18 protein-coding genes are annotated in these 21,988 nt (G+C 71.1%); 15 read left to right on the top strand and 3 right to left on the bottom strand.

Annotation, left to right across the window (positions count from 1 at the left end):
- Window positions 1-29: 29 nt before the first annotated feature.
- From ABD883_RS04520 to ABD883_RS04465, 12 genes are all read left to right on the top strand, one after another.
- Window positions 30-3,320, top strand: coding sequence for a DNA polymerase III subunit gamma and tau (locus tag ABD883_RS04520; RefSeq protein ID WP_345030219.1), 3,291 nt, complete (start codon window positions 30-32; stop codon window positions 3,318-3,320).
- Window positions 3,317-3,922: a recombination mediator RecR gene (recR, locus tag ABD883_RS04515; RefSeq protein WP_137318120.1), complete on the top strand. Its 606-nt coding sequence runs from the start codon at window positions 3,317-3,319 to the stop codon at window positions 3,920-3,922. Before ABD883_RS04520 ends, recR begins: the two co-directional genes overlap by 4 nt.
- Window positions 3,923-4,181: 259 nt before the next feature.
- A complete protein-coding gene (locus tag ABD883_RS04510; protein WP_137318119.1) occupies window positions 4,182-4,829 on the top strand; it encodes a hypothetical protein in 648 nt (215 codons plus the stop codon).
- A complete protein-coding gene (locus ABD883_RS04505) occupies window positions 4,829-5,050 on the top strand; it encodes a helix-turn-helix domain-containing protein (protein ID WP_295687887.1) in 222 nt (73 codons plus the stop codon). The genes ABD883_RS04510 and ABD883_RS04505 overlap by 1 nt, the downstream gene beginning before the upstream one ends.
- 286 nt (window positions 5,051-5,336) lie before the next feature.
- Entirely contained in the window at window positions 5,337-6,644 is a 1,308-nt protein-coding gene (locus ABD883_RS04500; protein ID WP_137318117.1) for an aspartate kinase, read from the top strand.
- Window positions 6,641-7,693 (top strand): aspartate-semialdehyde dehydrogenase, encoded by a 1,053-nt coding sequence (locus ABD883_RS04495; protein ID WP_345030213.1) that lies wholly within the window; start codon window positions 6,641-6,643, stop codon window positions 7,691-7,693. The genes ABD883_RS04500 and ABD883_RS04495 overlap by 4 nt, the downstream gene beginning before the upstream one ends.
- Window positions 7,694-7,839: 146 nt before the next feature.
- Window positions 7,840-8,589, top strand: coding sequence for a metallophosphoesterase (locus tag ABD883_RS04490; RefSeq protein ID WP_345030212.1), 750 nt, complete (start codon window positions 7,840-7,842; stop codon window positions 8,587-8,589).
- A gap of 334 nt (window positions 8,590-8,923) precedes the next feature.
- Window positions 8,924-11,290 (top strand): transglycosylase domain-containing protein, encoded by a 2,367-nt coding sequence (locus ABD883_RS04485; protein WP_345030210.1) that lies wholly within the window; start codon window positions 8,924-8,926, stop codon window positions 11,288-11,290.
- A gap of 175 nt (window positions 11,291-11,465) precedes the next feature.
- A complete protein-coding gene (gene sp36, locus ABD883_RS04480) occupies window positions 11,466-11,621 on the top strand; it encodes a Sp36 family protein (RefSeq protein ID WP_175406797.1) in 156 nt (51 codons plus the stop codon).
- Window positions 11,622-11,703: 82 nt separating this feature from the next.
- The gene (locus ABD883_RS04475) at window positions 11,704-12,183 is read left to right on the top strand and encodes a RidA family protein (RefSeq protein ID WP_247425497.1); all 480 of its coding nucleotides are present in this window, start codon (window positions 11,704-11,706) and stop codon (window positions 12,181-12,183) included.
- Complete coding sequence (locus tag ABD883_RS04470; RefSeq protein ID WP_345030206.1) at window positions 12,170-13,138, top strand: NUDIX hydrolase; 969 nt, start codon at window positions 12,170-12,172, stop codon at window positions 13,136-13,138. Before ABD883_RS04475 ends, ABD883_RS04470 begins: the two co-directional genes overlap by 14 nt.
- 67 nt (window positions 13,139-13,205) lie before the next feature.
- Window positions 13,206-13,955: an MBL fold metallo-hydrolase gene (locus ABD883_RS04465; RefSeq protein ID WP_345030204.1), complete on the top strand. Its 750-nt coding sequence runs from the start codon at window positions 13,206-13,208 to the stop codon at window positions 13,953-13,955.
- A 219-nt stretch (window positions 13,956-14,174) separates the two neighbouring features.
- On the opposite strand, the gene ABD883_RS04460 is transcribed toward ABD883_RS04465, so the two are convergent.
- Window positions 14,175-14,852 carry a Crp/Fnr family transcriptional regulator gene (locus ABD883_RS04460; protein WP_247425494.1) on the bottom strand — a complete coding sequence of 226 codons (678 nt, stop codon included), beginning with the start codon at window positions 14,850-14,852 and terminating at the stop codon, window positions 14,175-14,177.
- A gap of 155 nt (window positions 14,853-15,007) precedes the next feature.
- Here ABD883_RS04460 and nth point away from each other — a divergent pair, with 155 nt between their 5' ends.
- Both nth and ABD883_RS04450 read left to right on the top strand, forming a co-directional pair.
- Window positions 15,008-15,856, top strand: a complete 849-nt coding sequence (nth, locus tag ABD883_RS04455; RefSeq protein WP_425548418.1) for an endonuclease III — start codon at window positions 15,008-15,010, stop codon at window positions 15,854-15,856.
- Window positions 15,853-16,569 (top strand): NUDIX hydrolase, encoded by a 717-nt coding sequence (locus ABD883_RS04450; protein WP_345030200.1) that lies wholly within the window; start codon window positions 15,853-15,855, stop codon window positions 16,567-16,569. Before nth ends, ABD883_RS04450 begins: the two co-directional genes overlap by 4 nt.
- A gap of 149 nt (window positions 16,570-16,718) precedes the next feature.
- Here ABD883_RS04450 and ABD883_RS04445 read toward each other — a convergent pair whose 3' ends face one another.
- A complete protein-coding gene (locus ABD883_RS04445; protein ID WP_137318108.1) occupies window positions 16,719-17,126 on the bottom strand; it encodes a phage holin family protein in 408 nt (135 codons plus the stop codon).
- A 107-nt stretch (window positions 17,127-17,233) separates the two neighbouring features.
- Window positions 17,234-19,204 carry an acetate--CoA ligase gene (gene acs, locus ABD883_RS04440; protein ID WP_345030196.1) on the bottom strand — a complete coding sequence of 657 codons (1,971 nt, stop codon included), beginning with the start codon at window positions 19,202-19,204 and terminating at the stop codon, window positions 17,234-17,236.
- Window positions 19,205-19,503: 299 nt separating this feature from the next.
- Between acs and ABD883_RS04435 the strand changes: the two genes are divergently transcribed.
- Window positions 19,504-21,987: a hypothetical protein gene (locus tag ABD883_RS04435; RefSeq protein WP_345030193.1), complete on the top strand. Its 2,484-nt coding sequence runs from the start codon at window positions 19,504-19,506 to the stop codon at window positions 21,985-21,987.
- The last annotated feature ends 1 nt before the right edge of the window (window position 21,988 follow it).

The raw sequence follows: 21,988 nt of genomic DNA, 5'->3' as shown, positions 1-21,988 counted from the left end.
TGTCCGCGGCACCCAGTAGGGTGGTCGATGTGTCCACCGCACTGTATCGCCGCTACCGCCCGGAGTCCTTCGACGAAGTCATCGGACAGGACCATGTCACCGGGCCGCTCCAGGCCGCCATCGACAACGGCCGCATCAACCATGCCTATCTGTTCTCCGGCCCGCGCGGCTGCGGCAAGACCACCTCGGCGCGGATCCTCGCCCGCTGCCTCAACTGCGAGCAGGGGCCCACTCCGCAGCCCTGTGGAGAGTGTCCCAGCTGCCGCGACCTCGCCAACGGCGGCCCGGGTTCGCTCGACGTCGTGGAGATCGACGCGGCCAGCCACAACGGCGTGGACGATGCCCGCGACCTGCGCGAGCGTGCGGTCTACGCCCCGGCGCGCGACCGGTACAAGGTGTTCATCCTCGACGAGGCGCACATGGTCACCACCCAGGGCTTCAACGCCCTGCTCAAGCTCGTCGAGGAGCCGCCGGAGCATGTGAAGTTCGTGTTCGCGACGACGGAGCCGGAGAAAGTCATCGGCACCATCCGCTCACGCACCCACCACTACCCGTTCCGGCTCGTCCCCCCGGAGATCCTCACCCGCTACCTGTCCGAGCTCTGCGAACGGGAGTCGGTGCCGGTGGGCAAGGGTGTGCTGCCGCTCGTCGTGCGCGCCGGCGGCGGCTCGGTGCGCGACTCCCTGTCCGTGCTCGACCAGCTCATGGCCGGCTCCACCGCGGACGGCATCGACTACCGGACGGCGGTCGCGCTGCTCGGCTACACCCCGGACTCGCTCCTCGGCGACATCGTCGACGCATTCGCCGCCGGCGACGGCGCCGGGGTGTTCCGGGTCGTCGACCGGGTCATCGAATCCGGTCAGGACCCGCGCCGCTTCGTCGAGGACCTGCTCGAGCGGTTCCGCGACCTCGTGGTCATCGGCGCGGCCCAGGAGCACGCGGCGGCATTCCTGCCCGAGGTGCCCGCGGACCGGCTCGAGCGGCTCGTCCAGCAGGCCCGTATCTACGGACAGGCTGAGCTGTCGCGCGCCGCGGACCTTCTCAACACCGGGCTGACGGAGATGTCGGGGGCGACCTCGCCGCGTCTGCAGCTCGAACTCATGTGCGCCCGCATCCTGCTCCCCGGTGCGGAGGACTCCCGCCGCTCAGCACTCTCCCGGGTGGAGCGGCTCGAACGACGGATCGGCATGACCCCCGCCGGCGTGGTCCCGGGCAGCGCGATCCCTGCAGCATCGGAAGCCGGCGGTTCGGGTGCCGGAGGCGCGGCCGGCGGTGGAACGGTGGCCGACGGGGCCGGAGCCGGTGGTCCGGTTCTCGGACGACAGGCCGGGTCCCCGGGCCCGGCGGCCACGGGCCCCGGTGCGCCGGAGGAGACCGCGCACGGCCGGGGCATGACTCAGCAGGCGGGCCGACCCACCACCCCCGCGGCCCGGCAGGTCGATGACGCGCTGGGCGACTTCGCGGCAGCGGCGGCCGCAGCCGAATCCTTCCTCGAAGAGGACCCCGCCGGGCCCACGCCGACGGCCCGGCCGGCCGCACGTGCCGGAGCGAGCGTGGATGCCGGGCCGGCCTCGAGCGGCGGACGGACTGCGAACGATGGGGCACCGTCCGGTGGGGGTCCTGCCGGCGGTGAGCCCTCGTCCCGTGCGGAACAAGCACCTGCCCCTGCACCTGAGCCTGCGCCTGCACCTGCGCCGGGGCCGGGCGCGGCACGCGCAGCAGATCCGGCTGCGAGCCGGGCGGATTCCGTCCGGCGGGGAGAGCCCGCAACCGGCGCGCAGGGACCGGCGGCGCCCCCGCGCCAGGAACAGGGCGAGGCGCCGGAGCGCTCGACGGAGCGTTCACCGCAGCCGGCGGCGCAGCAGCAAGGGGCCGCACCACAGCGGCCGACCTCGCAGCAGCAGCCGGGTCCGCGGTCCGTGGAGCCTGCGGCTCCCGGTGCCGCGGCGGGTGCGGAGATCGATGCGATCCGCCGCGCCTGGCCGGACATCCTCGAAGCCCTCGGTCGGCGGAGCAAGCTCGCGCGCGCCATCGTGAGCTCGAACGCGGTGCCGCAGGCCTTCGCCGCCGGCGTCCTCACCCTCGGCTTCAACAACCAGGGCTCGGTCTCCGGGTTCACCCGCGGAGCCAACGCCGTGAAGCTCGCCGAATCCGTCGCCGAGGTCCTCGGCATCGAGGCCCGCGTCGAGGTCGGCGAGGTCGGCGCCACCGTCGGCCGTACCGCGCCGGGACCCGGCGGCGAGCCGAACCGCGGTCCGGCCGCGCGCCGGCCCAGCCGTGAGGAGGTCGACTCGGTCGTCGGCCCGCGCGAGGCCGACCGTGAGCCCGTCGACCACGACCGGTTCTGGCAGACCCCACCCCCCGCGGGTGCCTGGAGCACCGAGGACTCCGGCGACGACGACGCGGAGGGCGACCCGCCGGCTGACCACTCGATCGACGCCGATCATGGGCCCGGCGCGGGCGCCGACCTCGCCCCCGGGGACTCGGACCCCGCTCCCGGGGAGACCGCCGCGCTCGAGGGTGGGCGCGATTCGGGCCACGGCACCGGACCCACCGGTGCGGAGCCTGCAGACGGCGGGACCCTTGCCAGCAGGGTGCCTTCCGCCGGAGACGAGCGCGCTCGGGACTCCGTGCCTGTCGAGGGCGCCGCAGAGGCCGGCGGCGACGGAGGCACCGAGGACGGCGGACCGGCCGGCGGCGGGCAGACCGACAGTGGACTTCCCATGGAGAGCATGGCCAGGGACGTCGACACCAGTGCCGGCAGCGGTGCGGTCGACGCTCCCTTCGTCGCGGTCCCGCCTCCCTCCGACATCCCGGACTACCCCTACGGCGAGGACTACGGCGAGCCCTACGACGAGCCCGATCATGGCGACGGTCCGGGTGAGCCGGAGCCGCCCGAAACCCACCGGGTCGGCCCCAACGACACCGACCCCGCAGGCGCGGGCGCCCCGGACACCGGCTCCGGCGACACCGATACCGCAGGCGGCCTCGACGACGACCTCGACTTCCTCGGGGCCTACGCGGACCCCGACATCGCGTTCACGAGCAACACCGGGACCGAACCGGCCCCTGGCGAAGCCGCCCGGGACGATTCCGAACCCCCTGCCGACCACCGGTTCGCGCACCTCGCCGCCCGCCGCGGCCAGGGTTCCGCACCCGCCGCCGCACCCGCACCCGCCGAACCGGAGCCCGACCCGGTGGAGAACTACGTCGACTACGACACCGAGGGCGACATCGACATCAGCGAGGCGCCGGAGTTCGGCGTGCCTGTGGTCGAGCGCCTCCTCGGCGGCGTCGTCATCGAGGAGGTCAACGAATGAGCATGCTCTACGAAGGCGCCCTGCAGGACCTCGTCGAGGAGTTCGGCAAGCTCCCCGGGATCGGTCCGAAGTCCGCTCAGCGTCTCGCCTTCCATGTCCTGCAGAGCCCGTCGGAGGACGTCGAGGCGCTGAGCTCGGCGCTCACCGAGGTCAAGAAGCGCGTGCGCTTCTGCGAGACCTGCGGCAATGTGTCCGAGGACACGCAGTGCGTGATCTGCAAGGACCCGCGCCGCGATCAGACGCTCATCTGCGTCGTCGAGGAGCCCAAGGACGTCGTCGCGATCGAGCGCACCCGCGAGTTCCGGGGCCTCTATCACGTGCTCGGCGGGTCGATCGACCCGATGGCCGGAGTAGGCCCCGACGATCTGCGGATCAAGGAGCTCCTGCCACGCCTCCAGTCCGGCGAGGTCACCGAGTGCGTCATCGCCACCGACCCCAACCTCGAGGGCGAGGCGACCGCGACCTACCTCGTGCGGCTCCTCTCGAGCGTCGGCATCACGGTGAGCCGCCTGGCCTCGGGCCTGCCCGTGGGCGGTGACCTCGAGTACGCCGACGAGGTCACCCTGGGTCGCGCCTTCGAGGGCCGCCGCTCCGTCACCTGAGCCCGCACCTCGGCTCCGGCCGCCCGCCTGTCGCGGCCGAGGACGACCGCGCAGGGGGGCGCCGGGATCGATCCCGCGGCCCCGCCTCACCTGCACCTTCACGCGTATCGAAAATCGATACCTCGAACCGCTTGACTCCATATCGAATCTCGATAAGGATATTGACTATCGATACATCGAAAATCGATATGTCGATCGAGTCCATCGAAGACATCGAGTCCATCGAAGACATCGAGTCCATCGAAGACAAGGAGTCACCATGAGCACCCCCTCACCCACCCCCGCATCACCCACTCCGGAGACCTCCGCGCCGAGCGGATCGAAGCGCACCTGGACGGGACTGGAGATCTACCCCCTCGTCGTCGTCATCCTCATCATCGGCGGACGGGTCACCGAGCTGTTCCGGGCCTTCATCGACCGGACCTTCGAGGTCGATCTCGCCCTGCGCGGCGAGGAGCCGGTCACCACGCAGCTCGGCGACCATGAGGTGCTCGCCCGGGGCGTCATCGACTTCCGGCTGCCGGCCGACGACCTCGCCGGTGCGACCCAGGGCTTCCTCATCGCAGCCGACATCATCCTCGTCCTCGGGCTGCTGCTGGCCGGCTGGTGCGCCGTGCGCGCGATCGGCCTCGTGTCCAAGGGGCTGGCCTTCGACCCCCGCACGCGACGCTCGATGCGCGGACTGTTCTTCTCCGTCTTCGCCGCCGGCGCGGTGTCCGGCATCGTGCAGATGCTCGGCGACAACCTCGTGATCCGCGACCTCGGTCTGGCCGAGCTCCCGATCGACAACAGCATCCAGAGCGGACTGATCTGGGGCTGGCTCGCGGTCCTCGGCGGCATCGGCGTCATCGGCCTGCTCCTCGATCGCGGTGCCCGCGTCGAGGACGAGCTCGAAGGGGTCATCTGATGAGCGTCGACATCGGCACCCACAGCGTCCGCTGCCATCTCGACAGCCTGCTCGCGGAGCGCGGCAAGACCCTCACGGAGCTCTCCACCGAGGTCGGCGTGACCGTCGCCAACCTGTCGGTCCTCAAGAACAACCGGGCCAAGGCGATCCGCTACACCACCCTGGTGAGCCTGTGCAGCGCCCTCGACTGCCAGCCCGGAGACCTCTTCACCGTCGAATGACCGACCCGAACGAGTGACCCGAGGCGGCGAGTCCCTCGACCCCGGCACCTTCCCCACCGGCACCCCTCGACCCGGAAGCACACCCACCCGCACACCCCTCGACCCCGGCACCACGCGACTGTAGGACTTTCGGCGAAGAGTAGGACCATCAACGGTCGCACTCTCCGCCGAACGCCCCACAGTTCGCTCCGTTCCTGCCCGTGGATCCGCATGCCGGGCGGGTCCGCACCGTGCGCGGGGCCGACCGTACAATGGTCGCGAACGCACCCCGAGGAAAGTGACAGCCGTGAGCCTAGTCGTCCAGAAATACGGCGGTTCGTCCGTCGCCGACGCGGAATCAGTCAAGCGCGTCGCACGGCGCATCGTCGAATACCGCAAGTCCGGGCACGACGTCGTCGTCGTGGTGTCCGCGATGGGCGACAGCACGGACGACCTCATCGACCTCGCCAAGGAGGTCTCCCCGATCCCGCCGGCCCGCGAGCTCGACATGCTGCTCACCGCCGGCGAGCGGATCTCGATGGCGGTGCTCGCGATGGCGATCGCGAACCTCGGCTACGAGGCCCAGTCCTTCACCGGCTCCCAGGCCGGGGTCATCACCGACGAGTCCTTCGGCCGGGCCCGCATCATCGACGTCACCCCGGGCCGCATCCGGTCCGCGCTCGACGACGGCAACGTCGCGATCGTCGCCGGCTTCCAGGGCGTGAGCCAGACGACGAAGAACATCACCACGCTGGGCCGTGGCGGCTCCGACACCACCGCCGTGGCGCTCGCCGCCGCGCTCGGCGCGGACGTCTGCGAGATCTACTCCGACGTCGACGGCGTGTTCACCGCGGACCCGCGGATCGTGCCCTCGGCGAAGAAGATCGGCATCATCAGCTACGAGGAGATGCTCGAGATGGCGGCCTCGGGCGCCAAGATCCTCATGCTCCGGTGCGTCGAGTACGCCCGGCGCTACGGAGTGCCCGTCCACGTGCGCTCCTCGTTCTCCCAGCGGCAGGGCACCTGGGTGACCGACTCGCCCATCCCGGAAGACCTGCGCACCTCGACCACTGAACCAGAAACGGACGCATCCATGGAACAGGCAATCATCTCCGGAGTCGCGCACGATCGCTCGGAGGCCAAGCTCACCATCGTCGGCGTGCCCGACGTGCCGGGCAAGGCCGCCGAGATCTTCAGGACGATCGCCGGCCAGGAGATCGACATCGACATGATCGTGCAGAACATCTCCACCCGGGATCCCGGCCGCACGGACATCTCCTTCACCCTGCCCATGGCCGACGGCAGCAAGGCGATGGAGTCGCTCGAGGCGGCCAAGGGCTCGATCGGCTTCCACCACCTCCAGTACGACGACCAGATCGGCAAGCTCTCGGTGATCGGCGCCGGCATGCGCTCGCACCCCGGCGTCACCGCGACCCTGTTCGACGCGCTCTCGAAGGCGCACATCAACATCGACATGATCTCCACCTCGGAGATCCGGATCAGCGTCGTCACCAGCGCCGAGCTGCTCGACACCGCCGTCCGCGCCGCCCACTCCGCCTACGGGCTCGACACCGCGGACACCGAGGCGATCGTGTACGGAGGGACCGGACGATGAGCGCACTGAACATCGGCGTCGTCGGCGCCACCGGCCAGGTCGGCGGGGTCATGCGCGACCTCCTCGCCGCGGACCCCGGGTTCGAGATCGGCGACATCCGCTTCTTCGCCTCCGCCCGCTCCGCCGGCAGCACGCTGCCGTTCGCCGGCCGCGAGGTCACCGTCGAGGACGCCGCGACCGCCGATCCCAGCGGGCTCGACGTGGCGCTGTTCTCCGCCGGTGGGGCGACCTCGCGCGCGCAGGCCGAGCGCTTCGCCGCCGCCGGCGTCACCGTGGTGGACAATTCCTCGGCCTGGCGCATGGACCCCGAGGTCCCGCTCGTCGTGAGCGAGGTCAACCCCGGCGCCATCGCCGAGGCGCGCAAGGGGATCATCGCGAACCCCAACTGCACGACCATGGCCGCGATGCCTCCGCTCCAGGCGCTCCACGCCGAGGCCGGGCTCACCCGCCTCATCGTCAGCACCTACCAGGCGGTGTCCGGATCCGGGCTCGCCGGGGTCGAGGAGCTCTGTACGCAGGCCGAGTCCGCGCTGCCCGAGGCCCGCGCGCTCGTCCGCGACGGCGGGGCCGTGCAGCAGTCGCCGGAGATCTACGTCGAGCCGATCGCCTTCAACGTCCTGCCGATGGCGGGCTCCGTGGTGGACGACGGGGAGAACGAGACCGACGAGGAGAAGAAGCTCCGCAACGAGAGCCGCAAGATCCTCGGCCTCCCCGACCTGCTCGTCGCCGGCACCTGTGTGCGCGTCCCCGTGTTCACCGGCCACAGCCTGAGCATCCACGCCGAGTTCGACCGCGAGATCACCCCGGAGCGCGCCCGCGAGGTGCTCGCCCAGGCCCCCGGTGTCGAACTCGACGAGGTGCCGACCCCGCTCAAGGCGGCCGGGCGGAACCCGTCCTACGTCGGCCGCATCCGCGCCGACCAGTCCGCCCCGGCCGGCCGCGGCCTCGTGCTCTTCGTGTCCAACGACAACCTCCGCAAGGGTGCCGCGCTCAACACCGTGCAGATCGCCGCGCTCATCGCCGCGCAGAAGGGTGGGACGGCATCCTGAACCGCCAGGGCCTCGGCCGGGCGACGGGCGCACTCGCCGCGGCCGGTGCGTTCGGCGCGGTCTGGGCCCTGGGCATCGAGCCGCACCTGTTCCGCATCCGCCGGCACCGGCTGCCCGTCCTGCCTGCCGGTTCCGCGCCCGTGCGCGTGCTCCACCTCTCTGACCTCCACCTCGCGCCGTGGCAGCGCCACAAGATGGCCTGGGTGCGAGGGCTCGCCGCGCTCGAGCCCGACCTCGTCGTCAATACCGGGGACAACTGGTCCGCGCCGATCCTGCCCGCCGTCCTCGACACCTACGGGGAGCTGCTCGACGTGCCCGGCGTGTTCGTGCTCGGCTCGAACGACTTCTTCGCACCCCGGGCCAAGAACCCGGCGCGCTATCTCAGGGGTCCCTCGGAGATCGAGGAGGAGCGTCCGCCGCATCCCCTGCCCACCCGGGATCTCGTCGAGGCCCTCACCGCCCGCAGCTGGCAGCTCCTCGACAACCGCGGCACGGAGCTCACCGTCAACGGGGTGCGGTTCTCCGTCTCCGGCCTCGGCGACGCCCACATGGACCGGGACCGGATCACCGCGGACCACCCGGCGTTCGATCCCACCGCCGGGGTGCGCCTCGGCGTCACCCATGCTCCCTACCTCCGCACTCTCGACGCCTTCGCCCGGACCGGCGCGGACCTCGTCCTCGCCGGACACACGCACGGCGGGCAGATCCGGATCCCCTTCTGGGGTGCCCCGGTGACGAACTGCGACCTCGACCGGACACGGGCGCGCGGTGTGTTCGACCACCGCGGCACGACGGTGCACGTGTCGGCCGGGCTCGGGTTCTCCCCGTTCGCGCCCGCCCGCTTCTCCTGCCCGCCCGAGGTGTCGCTGCTCGAGCTCGTGCCCCGCGCGGACTGACGGCCACCACCGCAGGCGGGCCCGGGCTCGGGCGCCGGCCGGGCGTCGGCCGCGCGAACTGCGCAGTATCCGAAGATCGGCGCTCAATTGCGTGGTTGCTTTCGGATACCGCGCAGTTGGAGCACGGAGCATGGAGCACGGGGCCTCAGGGGCCTCAGGGGCCTCAGGGGCCTCAGGGGCCTCAGGGGGCTCAGGAGTTCGAGCAGGGCTTCGGGAGTTCGAGCAGGGGTCCGCAGGCGCCTCACCAGCGCCTCATCAGGAGGGTCGGAATCCCGCGATCGGGCTGGGCGCGCGCTGAAAGCTCCGGGCGCGCGGCTTCGCTATCATGGCGAGCATGGTGTCTCCTGCGTCAGATCCCCAGCAGAACAAGGTCCGGGCCTGGTTCCAATTCATCGCGGTCAGCGTGATCGCCGGTGTCGTCGGTGCCGGTCTGGCGATTCCCTCGGTCGGTGCGGTCTCCGCCGGCGCGGAGACCGCGGTCGACGTGTTCAACGCCCTGCCCGCCGAGCTCGAGGAGCGTCCGCTCGCCGAGCAGTCGCGCATGCTCGCCGCCGACGGCTCCGAGATCGCGACGTTCTACTGGCAGAACCGCCGCGAGGTCCCGCTCGAGGACATCTCGCAGGAGATGCGCGACGCCACCGTCGCCGTCGAGGACGCCCGCTTCTACGAGCACGGCGGCGTCGACGTGCAGGGCATCGCCCGCGCCGTCGTCCACAACCTCATCACCGACGAGACCCAGGGCGGGTCGACGCTGACACAGCAGTACGTGAAGAACGTGCTGGCGGAGAACGCCCACGCCGTGGACGACGCCGAGGGTGTCGACGCGGCCAAGGAGAGCGAGGGGACCGCCGGCTACGCCCGTAAGCTCCGCGAGGCCAAGCTCGCCGTCGCGGTGGAGAACAAGTACTCCAAGGACGAGATCCTCAACCGCTACCTCAACATCAACAACTACTCCGGTTCCCCGAACGTGTACGGTGTCGAAGCCGCCGCCTACCGCTACTGGGGCAAGTCCGCGAGCGAGCTCGACATCCCGCAGTCCGCGATGCTCGCCGGGATCGTGAAGAACCCCTCGGCCTTCAACCCGGAGCGGTTCGAGGAGCAGACGATCGAGCGCCGCAACGTCGTGCTCGGGCTCATGCTCGACCAGGAGAAGATCACCCAGGAGCAGTACGACGAAGCCGTCGACTCCGGTCTCGACCTCGACATCCACACGACCCCGAACGGGTGCGCCTCCGCCGGGAACATGGCGTACTTCTGCGACTTCGTGCAGCGCGTCATCGAGACCGATCCGGCCTTCGGCGAGACCGACGAGGAGCGCATCAACTTCCTCCAGCGCGGCGGGCTCGAGATCAAGACGAGCATCAACCCCGAGATCCAGAAGATCGCGGACAAAGAGGTCAAGAAGCGGATCCCCGTCGGCGACCCCTCGGGTGCGGGCCACTCGATCGTGTCCGTCGAACCCGGCACCGGTCAGGTCATCGCGATGGCCCAGAACCGCAACTACACGGTGACGGAGGGCGAGAAGGGATCGGACACCCAGATCAACTACAACGTCGACCGCAAGCACAACGGGGCTAACGGCTTCCAGGTGGGATCGACGTGGAAGCCCTTCGTGCTCACCGAATGGCTCAAGGAGGGCAAGAGCCTCAACACCACCGTCAACGGCACCAAGCGCGAATATGCGGCCGGATCGTGGAAGTACGACGGCTGCGACAACAACGGCGCGAACTGGAACCCGAACAACGCCGGCGACGGCAAGGGCAACTCGAGCATGACCGCGCTGCAGGCGACGAAGAGCTCGGTCAACACCGGCTATGCGGCGATGGCGAATCAGCTCAACATGTGCGGGACCATGAAGACCGCGATGGACATGGGGCTCAAGTACGGCACCGGCGAGCAGCTCGACACCACGACGGAGAGCGGCCTCACCCTGGCCCTGCTGCCGTCCTCGGTCCTCGGCACCGTCGAGGTCGCCCCGATCGACCTCGCCAGCGCCTACGCGGTGTTCGCCTCCGGTGGCACCTACTGCCGCCCCACCCCGATCACCGAGATCACTGATCGCAAGGGTGAGAAGGTGGAGATCCCGAACGCCGACTGCCATGAGGTGCTCGACAAAAAGGTCGCCCAGGGCGTCGCCTATGCGCTGACCCAGACCTTCAATGGCGGCACCACGTCCTCGCTCAAGATCGGCAAGCCGGCCGGCGCCAAGACCGGTACGACGAACTTCGAGGTCGGCCACACCTGGCTCGCCGGGTTCACCAAGTCGATCTCCACCGCAGTGTGGACCGGCCACCCGGACAAGAGCATGGACTGGCGCAAGAACCGCAAGGGCAAGGTCCGCGGCTTCGTCTACGGCGCGACCATCTCCGGCAAGACCTGGCAGTCCTACATGAGCAAGGCCGTCGACCACACCGACGGCAACACGTCCTTCGCCCGGCCCGACCCCTCGATCATGCGCGGCGGCGGCTCCGGCGGGGGCGGGGGCGAATCCGGCCCGCGCAACCGTCGTGGAGGCGGCGGCACCGGTGGCGGCGGTGGCGGCAACAACCGCCCGGCACCGGCGCCTGCCCCGGACAACGGCGGCGGCAACGGTGGAGGAAACGGCGGCGGTGGCAACGGCGGCGGTGGCGACACCGGTGGCGGTGGCGGCGGCCAGGAGGACGAGGGCGGCAACGACCTCGCTCCGGCCATCGGCGGCTGACCTCGACCGGACCGGCACGGAACCGGCGCGCCGCACACCTCGGCGGCAGCACACCACCCGGCCCGCACCTCGGCGGCCCGGTGGGGGAGACCCGGAGCCCCGACACGGCGACACCGGGTACCGTGGCAGCAGACACCTGACACCGCACCACGACAGCGACAGAAAGGCACCAGACATGCAGAAGTGGGAGTACGTCACCGTTCCGCTCATCGTCCACGCGACCAAGCAGATCCTCGACCAGTGGGGCGAGGACGGCTACGAGCTCGTCCAGGTGATCCCGGGACCGGACAACAACGGCCTGGTCGCCTACCTCAAGCGCCCCAAGCAGTGACGACGGGCCCGGCTGCAACGGCCGCGCCGGCCGCAGCAGCTGCGACGACATCAGCACCGACACCCTGAGCGAGGAGGCTCATATGACCCGCATCGAGACCCAGATCTCCGAGATCGGCCTCACCCTGCCCGAGGTCGCCGCACCCGCCGGCGCCTACGTCCCCGCCCTCGAGGTCGGCGACCTCGTCTACACCTCCGGGCAGCTCCCGATCGTCGACGGCGAGCTCGCCGTGACCGGCACCCTCGGTGCCGAGGTCGACGTCGCGAAGGGTTACGACGCCGCCCGGATCGCCGCCCTCAACGCGCTCGCCGCGATCAAGTCGGTGATCGGCGACCTCGACAACATCGAGCAGGTCGTCAAGATGACCGGGTTCGTGAATTCGGCCCCGGACTTCACCGACCACCCGAAGGTCATCAACGGCGCCTCGGAGTTCCTCCACGAGGTGTTCGGCCAGCGCGGCGCGCACGCCCGCAGCGCCGTCGGCGTGGCCGCCCTGCCGATGAACACCCCGGTGGAGATCGAGCTCATCGTCAAGGTGCGCCGCCTGGATGCCGTCGTCTGACAGGGAGTTCCCGGTCTCGCGCGAGCTCGAGCGTCTGCTCAGCTTGTTCGCCGCCGGTGACCGGCCCCCGCACCCGGACACCCCCACCCCGGCCGCCGCGATCGCGCTCATCCGCGACACGGCGGCCGGGGTGCAGGTTTTCGTCACCCGCCAGTCCGATGCCCGCGGCAACGCCGACCGGAACCGGTGGTCGTTCCCCAGCGTCGAGCTCAGCCCGAGCGACCTGCGGAGGCTCCCCCTGGCGGGCTGGTCGCCGGGGAAGTGCGCCGAGCAGCTGCAGATGAGCAGCTCCGGACGGGCGCTGTCGTACTTCGCCGGCGCCGCCCGGGCCGCGCTCCTCACCACCGGCATCCTGCTCGCCGAGGACATCGACGGGCGCGTGGTGACGACCGTGGACGCCCCCGACTGGGACGACGGGCGGTCCGAGCTCGCCGAACGCCGGCTGACCTTCCCCCAGCTGCTCGACGACCGCAGCCTGCGGTTCCGCCCGGACCTCCTCCATCCGTGGCTGCGCTGGGTCAACACCCCCTGGCAGCTGCGGCGCTTCGACACCGTGTTCTTCGTCGCCGCGCTGCCGCACGTGCAGACGCTCGAGTTCCGCTCCCGCAACGACTCCTGGGGCGGCTGGATGACCCCGGCCGAGGTGCTCGAGGCGATCGGCCCCTCCGGGGGCGAACACATCTCCGTGGCGATGCGCCTCGTCTGCGAGAGCCTCGCCGCCGTGCCGACGGTGGGTGCGGCGATGGCGCGGGTGCGCGACGTGCGGCCCATGCACCCGGAGATCGTGCGCCACGACGACCGGTGGTGGGCGACCGTGCGTGCCCCCGGTGAGCCGGCGCGCCGCGCACTGCGCGACAGCGAGGCGACGGATCTCCAGGAGCCGCCGGAGGAGGAATCCGCCTCGCTCGTCGACGACGAGGAGGACGAGCCGGTGATCGACGAATCGGGTGCCTGAGCCCGGCTGCCCGTCGCACCTCGATAGACTGGGGCCATCCGCACCTTCCTCGACGACGAGAGGCCCCATGCGCATCCGAGCCGACAACCCCTCGCCCATGACCCTCGACGGTACGAACACCTACGTGCTCCTCAGCGCCGACGACTCCGGCGCGCTGCTCATCGACCCGGGCCCCGAGCTCGCCGCCCACCGCGAGGCGTTCCTCACCGAGATCGGCGCGCGAGAGCTCCGCGCGATCGTGCTCACCCACCAGCACGCCGACCATTCGGAGATGCTCGGCTCGATCGACGACTGGGCGCCCGAGGTGCCCGTCCACGCCGTGCTCGAGCGCTTCGCCCGGCACACGGAGCCGGTGGTCCACGGGCAGGAGATCACCTTCGGCGACGCCCCGGAGGACGTGGTCGAGGTCGTCGCCACCCCGGGCCACACCTCCGACAGCATCAGCCTCATCCACGGCGCCACCCTGTACTCCGGGGACACCGTGCTGGGCCGCGGCACCACCGTCGTCACCCACCCGGAGGGGTCGATCCGGGACTACCTCGACAGCATCGAAGCGCTGCGCCGACTCGTCGACACCGGGCGGGTCGAGGTCATCGAGCCCGCGCACGGGCCGACGATCGAGAACCCCGCCGAGGTGCTCGCCCACTACGCCGCACACCGTGCGGAGCGCATCGAGCAGGTCCGCGATGCACTCGAAGCCGGCGCCCGCACGCCCGAGGAGGTGCGCGACGCCGTCTACCACGACGTGCCCGACGACGTCCGGGGCGCCGCCCTCCAGATCGTCAAGGCGCAGCTCGACTACCTCGGGCGTCTCTGAGCCGAGGACTCGGTCGGCCCGGAGGGCGCCCTCCGGGAGGACGCCGGACCGCGGTGAACCCAGAGCATCCGCCCGGTGATCCCAGCAGATCCACCGGGCGGGCACACGGAGCGCGACAGCGGCCCCGGACCGAGTGGTCCGGGGCCGCTGGACGTGGACGAGGCTGCGACTTCAGCCGACCGGGCGCACACTGGCCGCGCGGTCGGCGCCGTCAAGCGCTCAGTGCGCGCGGTTGCGCAGCCGGTCGAAGTCGAGGATGACGACGGCGCGCGCCTCGAGGCGCAGCCAGCCGCGGGCCGCGAAGTCGGCCAGCGCCTTGTTCACCGTCTCCCGGGAGGCGCCGACGAGCTGGGCGAGCTCCTCCTGCGTGAGATCGTGGGCGACGAGGGTGCCATCGGGCGCCTGCTTGCCGAACCGCTCGGCGAGGTCGAGCAGCGACTTGGCGACGCGACCTGGCACGTCGGAGAACACGAGGTCGCCGACGATGTCGTTGGTGCGGCGCAGGCGCTGGGCGAGCGACTTGAGCAGGTTCATCGCAGCCTGCGGGCGCTCCCGCAGCCAGGTCATGAGGTCCTCGTGCTTGAGGCTGAGCAGCTCGGTCTGGGACACGGCGGTGGCCGTGGTCGACCGGGCGCCCGGATCGAAGAGGGTGAGCTCGCCGATGATCTCGCCGGGGCCCACGACGCTGAGCAGGTTCTCGCGGCCGTCGGGGGATTCGCGTCCGATCTTGAGCTTGCCGGTCGACACGATGTAGAGCTCGTCGCCCGGGTCGCCCTCGTGGAACAGCGCGGTGCCGCGGCGCAGGCTGCGCGGCTTCATGATCTTCACCAGCGCACTGGTCGACTCGTCGTCGAGACCGTTGAACAGACTGGCGTTCCGCACTACTTCGATGTCCACTGATTTCCTCCTCTAGGTTCCCTGCCCTCAAATCTACAGGCTGGTAGCGGATTCGGACACGATCGTCGGAAGAGAGTTCCGGCGGGCATCACCGCAGGCGATGCTCCCGCCGGACCGTCGGCCGGCCCGCCGCACGGTGGCCTAAGCTGGGATCCGTGCTGACAGTTGCGGAGAAGAGCGCGCGCCGGTTCGCCGCCGAGACGCCGCTGGGACGGACCCGACGTGCTCGGAAGATCAACCGGGTCCTGGCCGAGGCGCACCCCGACGCCGCCTGCGAGCTCGATTTCGACACGCCGTTCCAGCTCCTCGTCGCCACCGTGCTCTCCGCCCAGACCACGGACGTGCGGGTGAATCGGGTGACCCCGGTGCTGTTCGCCGCCTACCCGGACGCCCCCGCGTTGGCCGCCGCCGAACTCCCCGACGTCGAGGAGATCATCCGCCCCACCGGCTTCTTCCGCGCCAAGGCCCGCAACATCGTCGCCCTGGCACGGGACCTCGTCGACGACCACGACGGCGAGGTGCCCGCCGACCTTGACGCGCTCGTCGCGCTGCCGGGGACGGGCCGGAAGACCGCGCTCGTCGTGCTCGGCAACGCCTTCGGCGTGCCCGGGCTCACCGTCGACACCCACGTCGGCCGGCTCGTGCGACGCCTCGGCCTCACCGCCGCGACCGACCCGGTGGCCGTCGAGCGGGACGTCGCCGCCCTCTACCCGCCGCGCGACCTCACCATGCTGTCGCACCGGCTGATCTTCCACGGCCGTCGGATCTGTCACTCCCGTCGCCCGGCCTGCGGGGTCTGCCCGCTCACGCGGCTGTGCCCGAGCTTCGGGATCGGCGAGCCCGACCCGGAGAAGGCCCAGGCACTCGTGCGCACCGCGACGGCGGTGCAGCTCGACCGCGCTGCGCGGACGGGACCGGACGCGGCGGGACGGGCGCCGGGGGAGCCGGAGGCACGGGGATCCGCACCGTCCGGTGCCGGGCCGAGAGGAGACGCGTCCGCATGACGACCGAACCCGCAGATCCGCGTCCGCACCCGGACCCGGCCCGTCGCGCGCTCGAGGCGCTGCCCGGCTCGATGGGCAACGAGCAGTGGCTGCGCCGTCGGCATGCCCAGCCGGACGAGATCGTGCGCGAGGCCTCGGTCCTCATGCTGTTCGGCCGCGGGGTGCCGCCGCGCACCCCGGCCGGGAAGGCGGAGGCGGAGCGCCTCGACGCGCTCGGGGTCGCCGACGTCGACGTGCTGCTCCTCGAGCGCGCCTCGACCCTGCGGCACCACCCCGGGCAGGTCGCGTTCCCCGGCGGCGGCCGGGACCCCGAGGACGTGGACGCCGTGGCCGTCGCCCTGCGCGAGGCGGAGGAGGAGACCGGGCTCGACCCGCACGGCATCGACGTCATCGGCACCATGGACCCGCTGTTCATCCCGGTGAGCCGCTTCGACGTCACCCCGGTCATCGCCTGGTGGCCGGATCCCACCGAGGTGCGCGTGATGGACCACGGGGAGTCCGCCCGGGTGTACCGCGTGCCGATCGCCGACCTCGTGGCCCCGGCGAACCGCGGCACCTTCTCGCCCCCGGACCGGGCCTATTCGACTCCGGCATTCGACGTCGGCGTGCTGCGCGTGTGGGGCTTCACCGCCGGTCTGCTCGAGTTCGCCCTCGAGGAGCTCGGCTGGGCGAGCGACTGGGACCGCGAGGCCTACATCCACATCCAGCTCTGAGACTCACCCGAGACAGCGATATCCCGCGGTTCCTGTGAAGGAATCCGCGGGATATCGCAATCTCGCACCGCCCGATCAGCGGTTCGCTCGGGCGTGACCGAGCCGGGGCAGTGCCGTCGGACGCGCCCGGCCGGGAGCCGGCCGTGGGCTCAGTAGCGGGGGCCGCTCGGGTTGGTGAGCGAGCGCTTGAGCGCCTCGACGGCGGACTTCCCGCCGTTGATCGCCGAGGTGGGGGTCGGGTTGCCCTTCTTGAACAGCGGGATCGCGATCGCGACGAGGATGAGCGCGATGAGTGCGAGGATCCCGAACACGATGAGGAAGCTGCCCCACCACGGCCAGCCGAGGCCCTCGTGGAAGGCCGCGGCGCCGGCGAAGATCGCCATGATCGAGGCGAGGAACAGGAGGAAGACCCCGGCGCCGGCGAGCCCGGCTCCGATGCCGAGGTTCTTCGCGCCGGCCTGGATCTCCGACTTCGCGAGCGCGGACTCCTCCTGGGCCAGGGCCTGAGTATCCGCCTTGATGTCCTTGATGAGCTGCGAGATCGACCGCTCGGGCATGGAGGCTCCTTTGAATTCGGTGCGAAACGTACGGATCTGATCCTAGACTAATCCCTCACCCGACCGCGCACCCACTTGCACGGTGCGGCCGGGCGAGGACCGGGGCCTCACCCCTCGTCGGAGGACTTCTCGCCGGCGACCGAGGCGGAGATGACGTCCATCACCGAGGAGTCGGCGAGCGTCGTGGCATCGCCCACCAGCCGGTTGTCCGCGACGTCCTTGAGGAGCCGGCGCATGATCTTGCCCGAGCGCGTCTTCGGCAGCTCCTCGACGATGTGGACGCGCTTGGGCTTGGCGATCGGCCCGATCTCGCGGCCCACGTGAGCCCGGAGCTCCTCGACGGTGCCCTCGGTCTGCTCCTCGCCGCCGCGGAGGATGACGAAGGCGACGACCGCCTGGCCCGAGGTCTCGTCCTGCGCTCCGACGACGGCGGCCTCGGCGACGGCCTCGTGGGAGACGAGAGCGGACTCGATCTCCGCGGTCGACAGCCGGTGGCCGGACACATTCATCACGTCGTCGACCCGGCCGAGGAACCAGATGTCGCCGTCGTCGTCGTAGCGTGCCCCGTCGCCGGCGAAGTACATGTTCTCGAACCGCGACCAGTAGGTGTCCTTGAAACGCTCCGGGTCCCCGTAGATGCCGCGCAGCATCGCCGGCCACGGCTCGGTGATGACGAGGTAGCCCGCGACGTTGCGCTCGACCGGTTCGCCGGTGTCGTCGACGACGGCCACGGAGATGCCGGGCAGGGCGCGCTGCGAGGAGCCGGGCTTGGTCGCGATGACGCCGGGCAGCGGGGCGATCATGTGCGCGCCGGTCTCCGTCTGCCACCAGGTGTCGACGATCGGGCAGCGGTCGCCGCCGATGACGCGGCGGTACCACATCCACGCCTCGGGGTTGATCGGCTCGCCCACGCTGCCGAGCAGGCGCAGCGAGGACAGGTCGTGCTCGGCGGGGATCTCGTCGCCCCACTTCATGGCGGTGCGGATGGCGGTGGGCGCGGCGTAGAGGATCGTCACGCCGTGCTTCGCGACGATCTCCCACCAGCGGCCGCGGTGCGGGGTGTCCGGGGTGCCTTCGTACATCACCTGCGTGGCGCCTGCCGCGAGCGGACCGTAGGCCACGTAGGAGTGGCCGGTGACCCAGCCGACGTCCGCGGTGCACCAGAACACGTCGGTCTCCGGCTTGATGTCGAACACCGTGCGCATGGCGAACGCGTTCTGCGTGATGTACCCGCCGGAGGTGTGGAGGATGCCCTTGGGCTTGCCGGTGGTGCCGGAGGTGTAGAGGACGAAGAGCGGGTTCTCGGAGTCGAAGGACTCGTACTCGTGGGTGTCGGGCTGCGCGGCGAGCGCCTCGGCCCAGTGGAGGTCGCGCTCGGCGTCGAAGGCGACGTCCTCGCCGGTGCGCTCGACGACGAGCACCTTCTCCACCGGGGTGTCCCCGCCGGCGAGCGCCTCGTCCACGGCGGGCTTGAGAGCCGAGGGCTTGCCGCGCCGGTAGCCGCCGTCGGCGGTGATGACGACCTTGGCCTGGACATCGAGGATGCGGGAGCGCAGGGCGTCGGAGGAGAACCCGCCGAACACCACGGAGTGGGCGGCGCCGAGGCGCGCGCAGGCGAGCATCGAGATCACGGCCTCCGGGATCATCGGGAGGTAGATCGCGACCCGGTCGCCCTGCACCACACCGAGCGCTGCGAGCGCGTTCGCCGCGCGGCTGACCTCGCGCTGGAGGTCGGCGTAGGTGATCGTGCGGGTGTCGCCAGGCTCGCCCTCGAAGTGGATGGCGACGCGGTCGCCGTGGCCGGCCTCGACGTGGCGGTCGACGCAGTTGTAGGCGACGTTGAGCTTCCCGCCGACGAACCAGCGGGCGAACGGGGGGTCGGACCAGTCGAGGGTGTCGGTGAAGTCGGTGTCCCAGGAGATGAGCTCGCGGGCCTGCTCGGCCCAGAATCCCAGGCGGTCCGCGGCGGCCTCGTCGTAGAGGGCGGCGGTGGCGTTGGCCTGCGCTGCGAACTCCGCGCTCGGCTCGAACGTCTGTTCCTCGCCGTGCTGCCGGTCCTGTGATGTCGTGTTCGTCATGCTTCCCTCCGACGGTGAGAGTGAGAGGCCCGGGGTACCCGCGCTCACGCCCCGGCGGCGTTGCCGGGCACGTTCGCACTGTACAACGAGTCCCGGACACGGGTTAAGCCCGCACACGGTTCCCGAACGGCTGTCGGGTCGGATCGGGTCCCGCTCCCGAGGTGCCCTCCCGCGAGTGCGGAATCCGGGCCTGGGTGCCGCATCCGGTGTGCAAGACTCGGGGTAGTTTGTCAGGATGTGAGCGAGAACGTCCCGGGACCGGTCACGGCCGCCGGAAGCCTCCGAAGGAGTTTCGAACGATGAGCACCCCCTATCAGCCCTCCGGCTCCGAGCCGCAGTGGGGCCAGCAGCCCGGTCCCTACGGAGCACCCGGTCCCCAGTCCTCCGGCGCCCAGCAGCCGGGCCCGTACGGTGCGCAGCCCGGAACTCCGGGCCCGCAGTCCGACGTCCCCGGTGACCAGACCGGCGGCCCCGGCCCAGCGTACGGTTCCCAGGCGGGACAGGCGTACGGTTCGCAGCCCGCCGGGCAGTACGGCTCCCAGCCTGCCCAGGCCTATGGCTCCCAGCCTGCCCAGGCCTATGGCTCCCAGCCTGCCCAGGCCTATGGCTCCCAGCCTGCCCAGGCCTATGGCTCCCAGCCTGCCCAGGCCTATGGCTCCCAGCCTGCCGGACAGTATGGTTCCCAGCCCGGTCAGGCCTATGGTTCGGGTCCAGTGCAGGCCTACGGCTCCCAGCCGGGTCCCTACGATGCTCAGCAGGCCGGTGGTCCCGCCGGCTACGGCCAGCCCGGTTACGGGCAGGCGGGTTACGGGCAGGCGCCGGTCAAGGAGAAGAAACCCGGCGCCGGGATCATCGGTCCGCTCACGCTGCGCGACATCCTCCTTCTCGTCGGCTCCCTGTTCGCGCTCATCGCACTCGTCACCCCGGTGCTCGGATTCGCATTCGGCGAGGGCTTCCGGGAGAGGACATGGATCTGGTCCTGGATGCCGAACTTCTCCTGGAATGGATTCGCCCTGATGTGGCTCATCCTCGGCATGCTGACGATCCTCGCCGCCGGAATCCTCACCCTGCTCAACAAGGTGGTCCGCGGCTTCCCGCAGCGGATCGGCTCGCTCAGCCCCGATCAGCTCATCGCGGTGCTCACCGCCGTGGGCTTCGCGACGAACTTCCTCGTCCTCGTCACCTCGGTGCAGCATTTCCACGTCGGCGGATGGTTCGCCTTCCTCGGTTCGCTCATCGCGTTCTTCGCCGGGGTGCTCACCGTGATCCCGTTCCTCGGCTCCGAGTTCACCGCCCGCGCCGAAGCGCCCGCCCACCCCAAGGCCCGCCCGGTCACCCGCAGCACCGCTGCGAACGCCGGCGCCCAGCCCTACGGTTCCGCCCCGCAGGCCTATGGCCAGCAGGGCCAGCAGGCGCACGGCCAGCAGGGCGAGTCGGCGCAGGGCTTCGGGGCACTCGGCCACAGCGGCGCAGTCGCCGGCGACCAGTACGGCTCCGGTCCGGCGGGCGACCAGTACGGCCCGGGCACTGCCGGCCAGCAGTACGGTTCCGGTCCCCAGGGCTACGGTTCCGGTCAGTTCGGCGTCGACGCCCAGCACCAGGCTCAGCCCTACGGCTCCGGCCCCGTCGGCCAGCAGTACGGCTCCGGCCCGGAGGGATACGGGCAGCAGGCGCAGGGCCAGCAGTTCGGATCGGGCCCGCAGGGTGCCTCTGCTCCTGCACTCTCCGACGCCGCGCCGAGCTTCGGTTCGGTCGCCGGAGGAGGCGCGGTGGGCGCAGGTGCCGCCGCAGGATCGGGCGCGCCGGACTCCGACGGCCCGGTGCAGCAGGTGTCGGGCGATGACCAGGCCTATCTCGGCCGTCGCTCGGCCGACGCCCCGGCGCACGCCCAGAACGAGCCCACCCAGTCCTTCATGTCCGGCGGCTTCTCGCGCGACGCCGAGGCGGACACCGGCTCTCCGGGGTACGGCAGCGGTTCGACCGAGGCCGGTGCCGCCGACGTCCGCCCGGAGACCGACGGCCCCGTTCCCGCAGCCAACGGTGCACTCGCCGACGACTCCGCAGTGACCGATGGGGCGACCGCCGAGGCCCCTGCAGGAGATCGCGAGACCTCCGACAGCGGTGGATCCGCGGAAGACCCCACGACCGACTCGTCGACCACCGACGCCCCGACTGCCGATACCGGCACCGACGGCGAGTCCACGGTGATGATGTCGGCCGCAGACCTGCAGAACGCCACCGGCGAGGGCGACCCCGCGCCGGAGTCGGCTTCGCCCACCGGCGACTCCGCCCCGGCACCCGCCGTCGGTGAGAGCACCTCGGCCGCCACCTCGGCGGACGACACCGCGCGCCAGGGCTGGGAGAAGCCGGGTGCCCCGGAACAGGCGCAGCGCGAGGCCGCCGAGGAGCCCACCCAGTGGTTCAAGGCCTTCGACTACTCGGAGAAGGGCTTCGCCCGGATCGAGGACACGGACGCCACCGCCGTCGATTCCGCCGCGCCCGCCGGTGGGGACCAGGCCCAGCAGTCGCAGTACGGATACCAGGCCGCCCAGCAGGACCAAGCCGCCCAACAGGACCAGGCGCAGCCGGTCCAGCAGGCCTTCTGGTTCGCCGTGCCGGAGCCCCGCGACGCCGTCGACCCCGCGACCGGGTTCCCGGCGTTCACCGTCACCCCCGGTGAGTGGTTCCTCGCGCTGTCGGACAACGGCGGGGAGTTCACCGTCCGCAACACCGACGGCCGCGAAGGCATCCTCCGCAACACCGAGGGCATCCAGCGTGGCTGAG

The sequence above is a fragment of the Brevibacterium pityocampae genome, from assembly GCF_039541555.1.
Classification (GTDB): domain Bacteria; phylum Actinomycetota; class Actinomycetes; order Actinomycetales; family Brevibacteriaceae; genus Brevibacterium; species Brevibacterium pityocampae.
The sequence above is the reverse complement of the archived record's forward strand: the minus strand, read 5'-3'. Positions and strand labels throughout refer to the sequence as shown.

Excerpts from the sequence above, each read along its gene's own strand:
- ABD883_RS04450 (WP_345030200.1), top strand. The coding sequence starts at position 15,853 with ATGACGACCGAACCCGCAGATCCGCGTCCGCACCCGGACCCGGCCCGT.
- ABD883_RS04505 (WP_295687887.1), top strand. The coding sequence starts at position 4,829 with ATGAGCGTCGACATCGGCACCCACAGCGTCCGCTGCCATCTCGACAGC.
- ABD883_RS04510 (WP_137318119.1), top strand. The coding sequence starts at position 4,182 with ATGAGCACCCCCTCACCCACCCCCGCATCACCCACTCCGGAGACCTCC.
- ABD883_RS04445 (WP_137318108.1), bottom strand. The coding sequence starts at position 17,126 with ATGCCCGAGCGGTCGATCTCGCAGCTCATCAAGGACATCAAGGCGGAT.
- acs (WP_345030196.1), bottom strand. The coding sequence starts at position 19,204 with ATGACGAACACGACATCACAGGACCGGCAGCACGGCGAGGAACAGACG.
- sp36 (WP_175406797.1), top strand. The coding sequence starts at position 11,466 with ATGCAGAAGTGGGAGTACGTCACCGTTCCGCTCATCGTCCACGCGACC.
- ABD883_RS04475 (WP_247425497.1), top strand. The coding sequence starts at position 11,704 with ATGACCCGCATCGAGACCCAGATCTCCGAGATCGGCCTCACCCTGCCC.
- ABD883_RS04435 (WP_345030193.1), top strand. The coding sequence starts at position 19,504 with ATGAGCACCCCCTATCAGCCCTCCGGCTCCGAGCCGCAGTGGGGCCAG.
- ABD883_RS04495 (WP_345030213.1), top strand. The coding sequence starts at position 6,641 with ATGAGCGCACTGAACATCGGCGTCGTCGGCGCCACCGGCCAGGTCGGC.
- ABD883_RS04470 (WP_345030206.1), top strand. The coding sequence starts at position 12,170 with ATGCCGTCGTCTGACAGGGAGTTCCCGGTCTCGCGCGAGCTCGAGCGT.
- recR (WP_137318120.1), top strand. The coding sequence starts at position 3,317 with ATGAGCATGCTCTACGAAGGCGCCCTGCAGGACCTCGTCGAGGAGTTC.
- ABD883_RS04465 (WP_345030204.1), top strand. The coding sequence starts at position 13,206 with ATGCGCATCCGAGCCGACAACCCCTCGCCCATGACCCTCGACGGTACG.
- ABD883_RS04485 (WP_345030210.1), top strand. The coding sequence starts at position 8,924 with ATGGTGTCTCCTGCGTCAGATCCCCAGCAGAACAAGGTCCGGGCCTGG.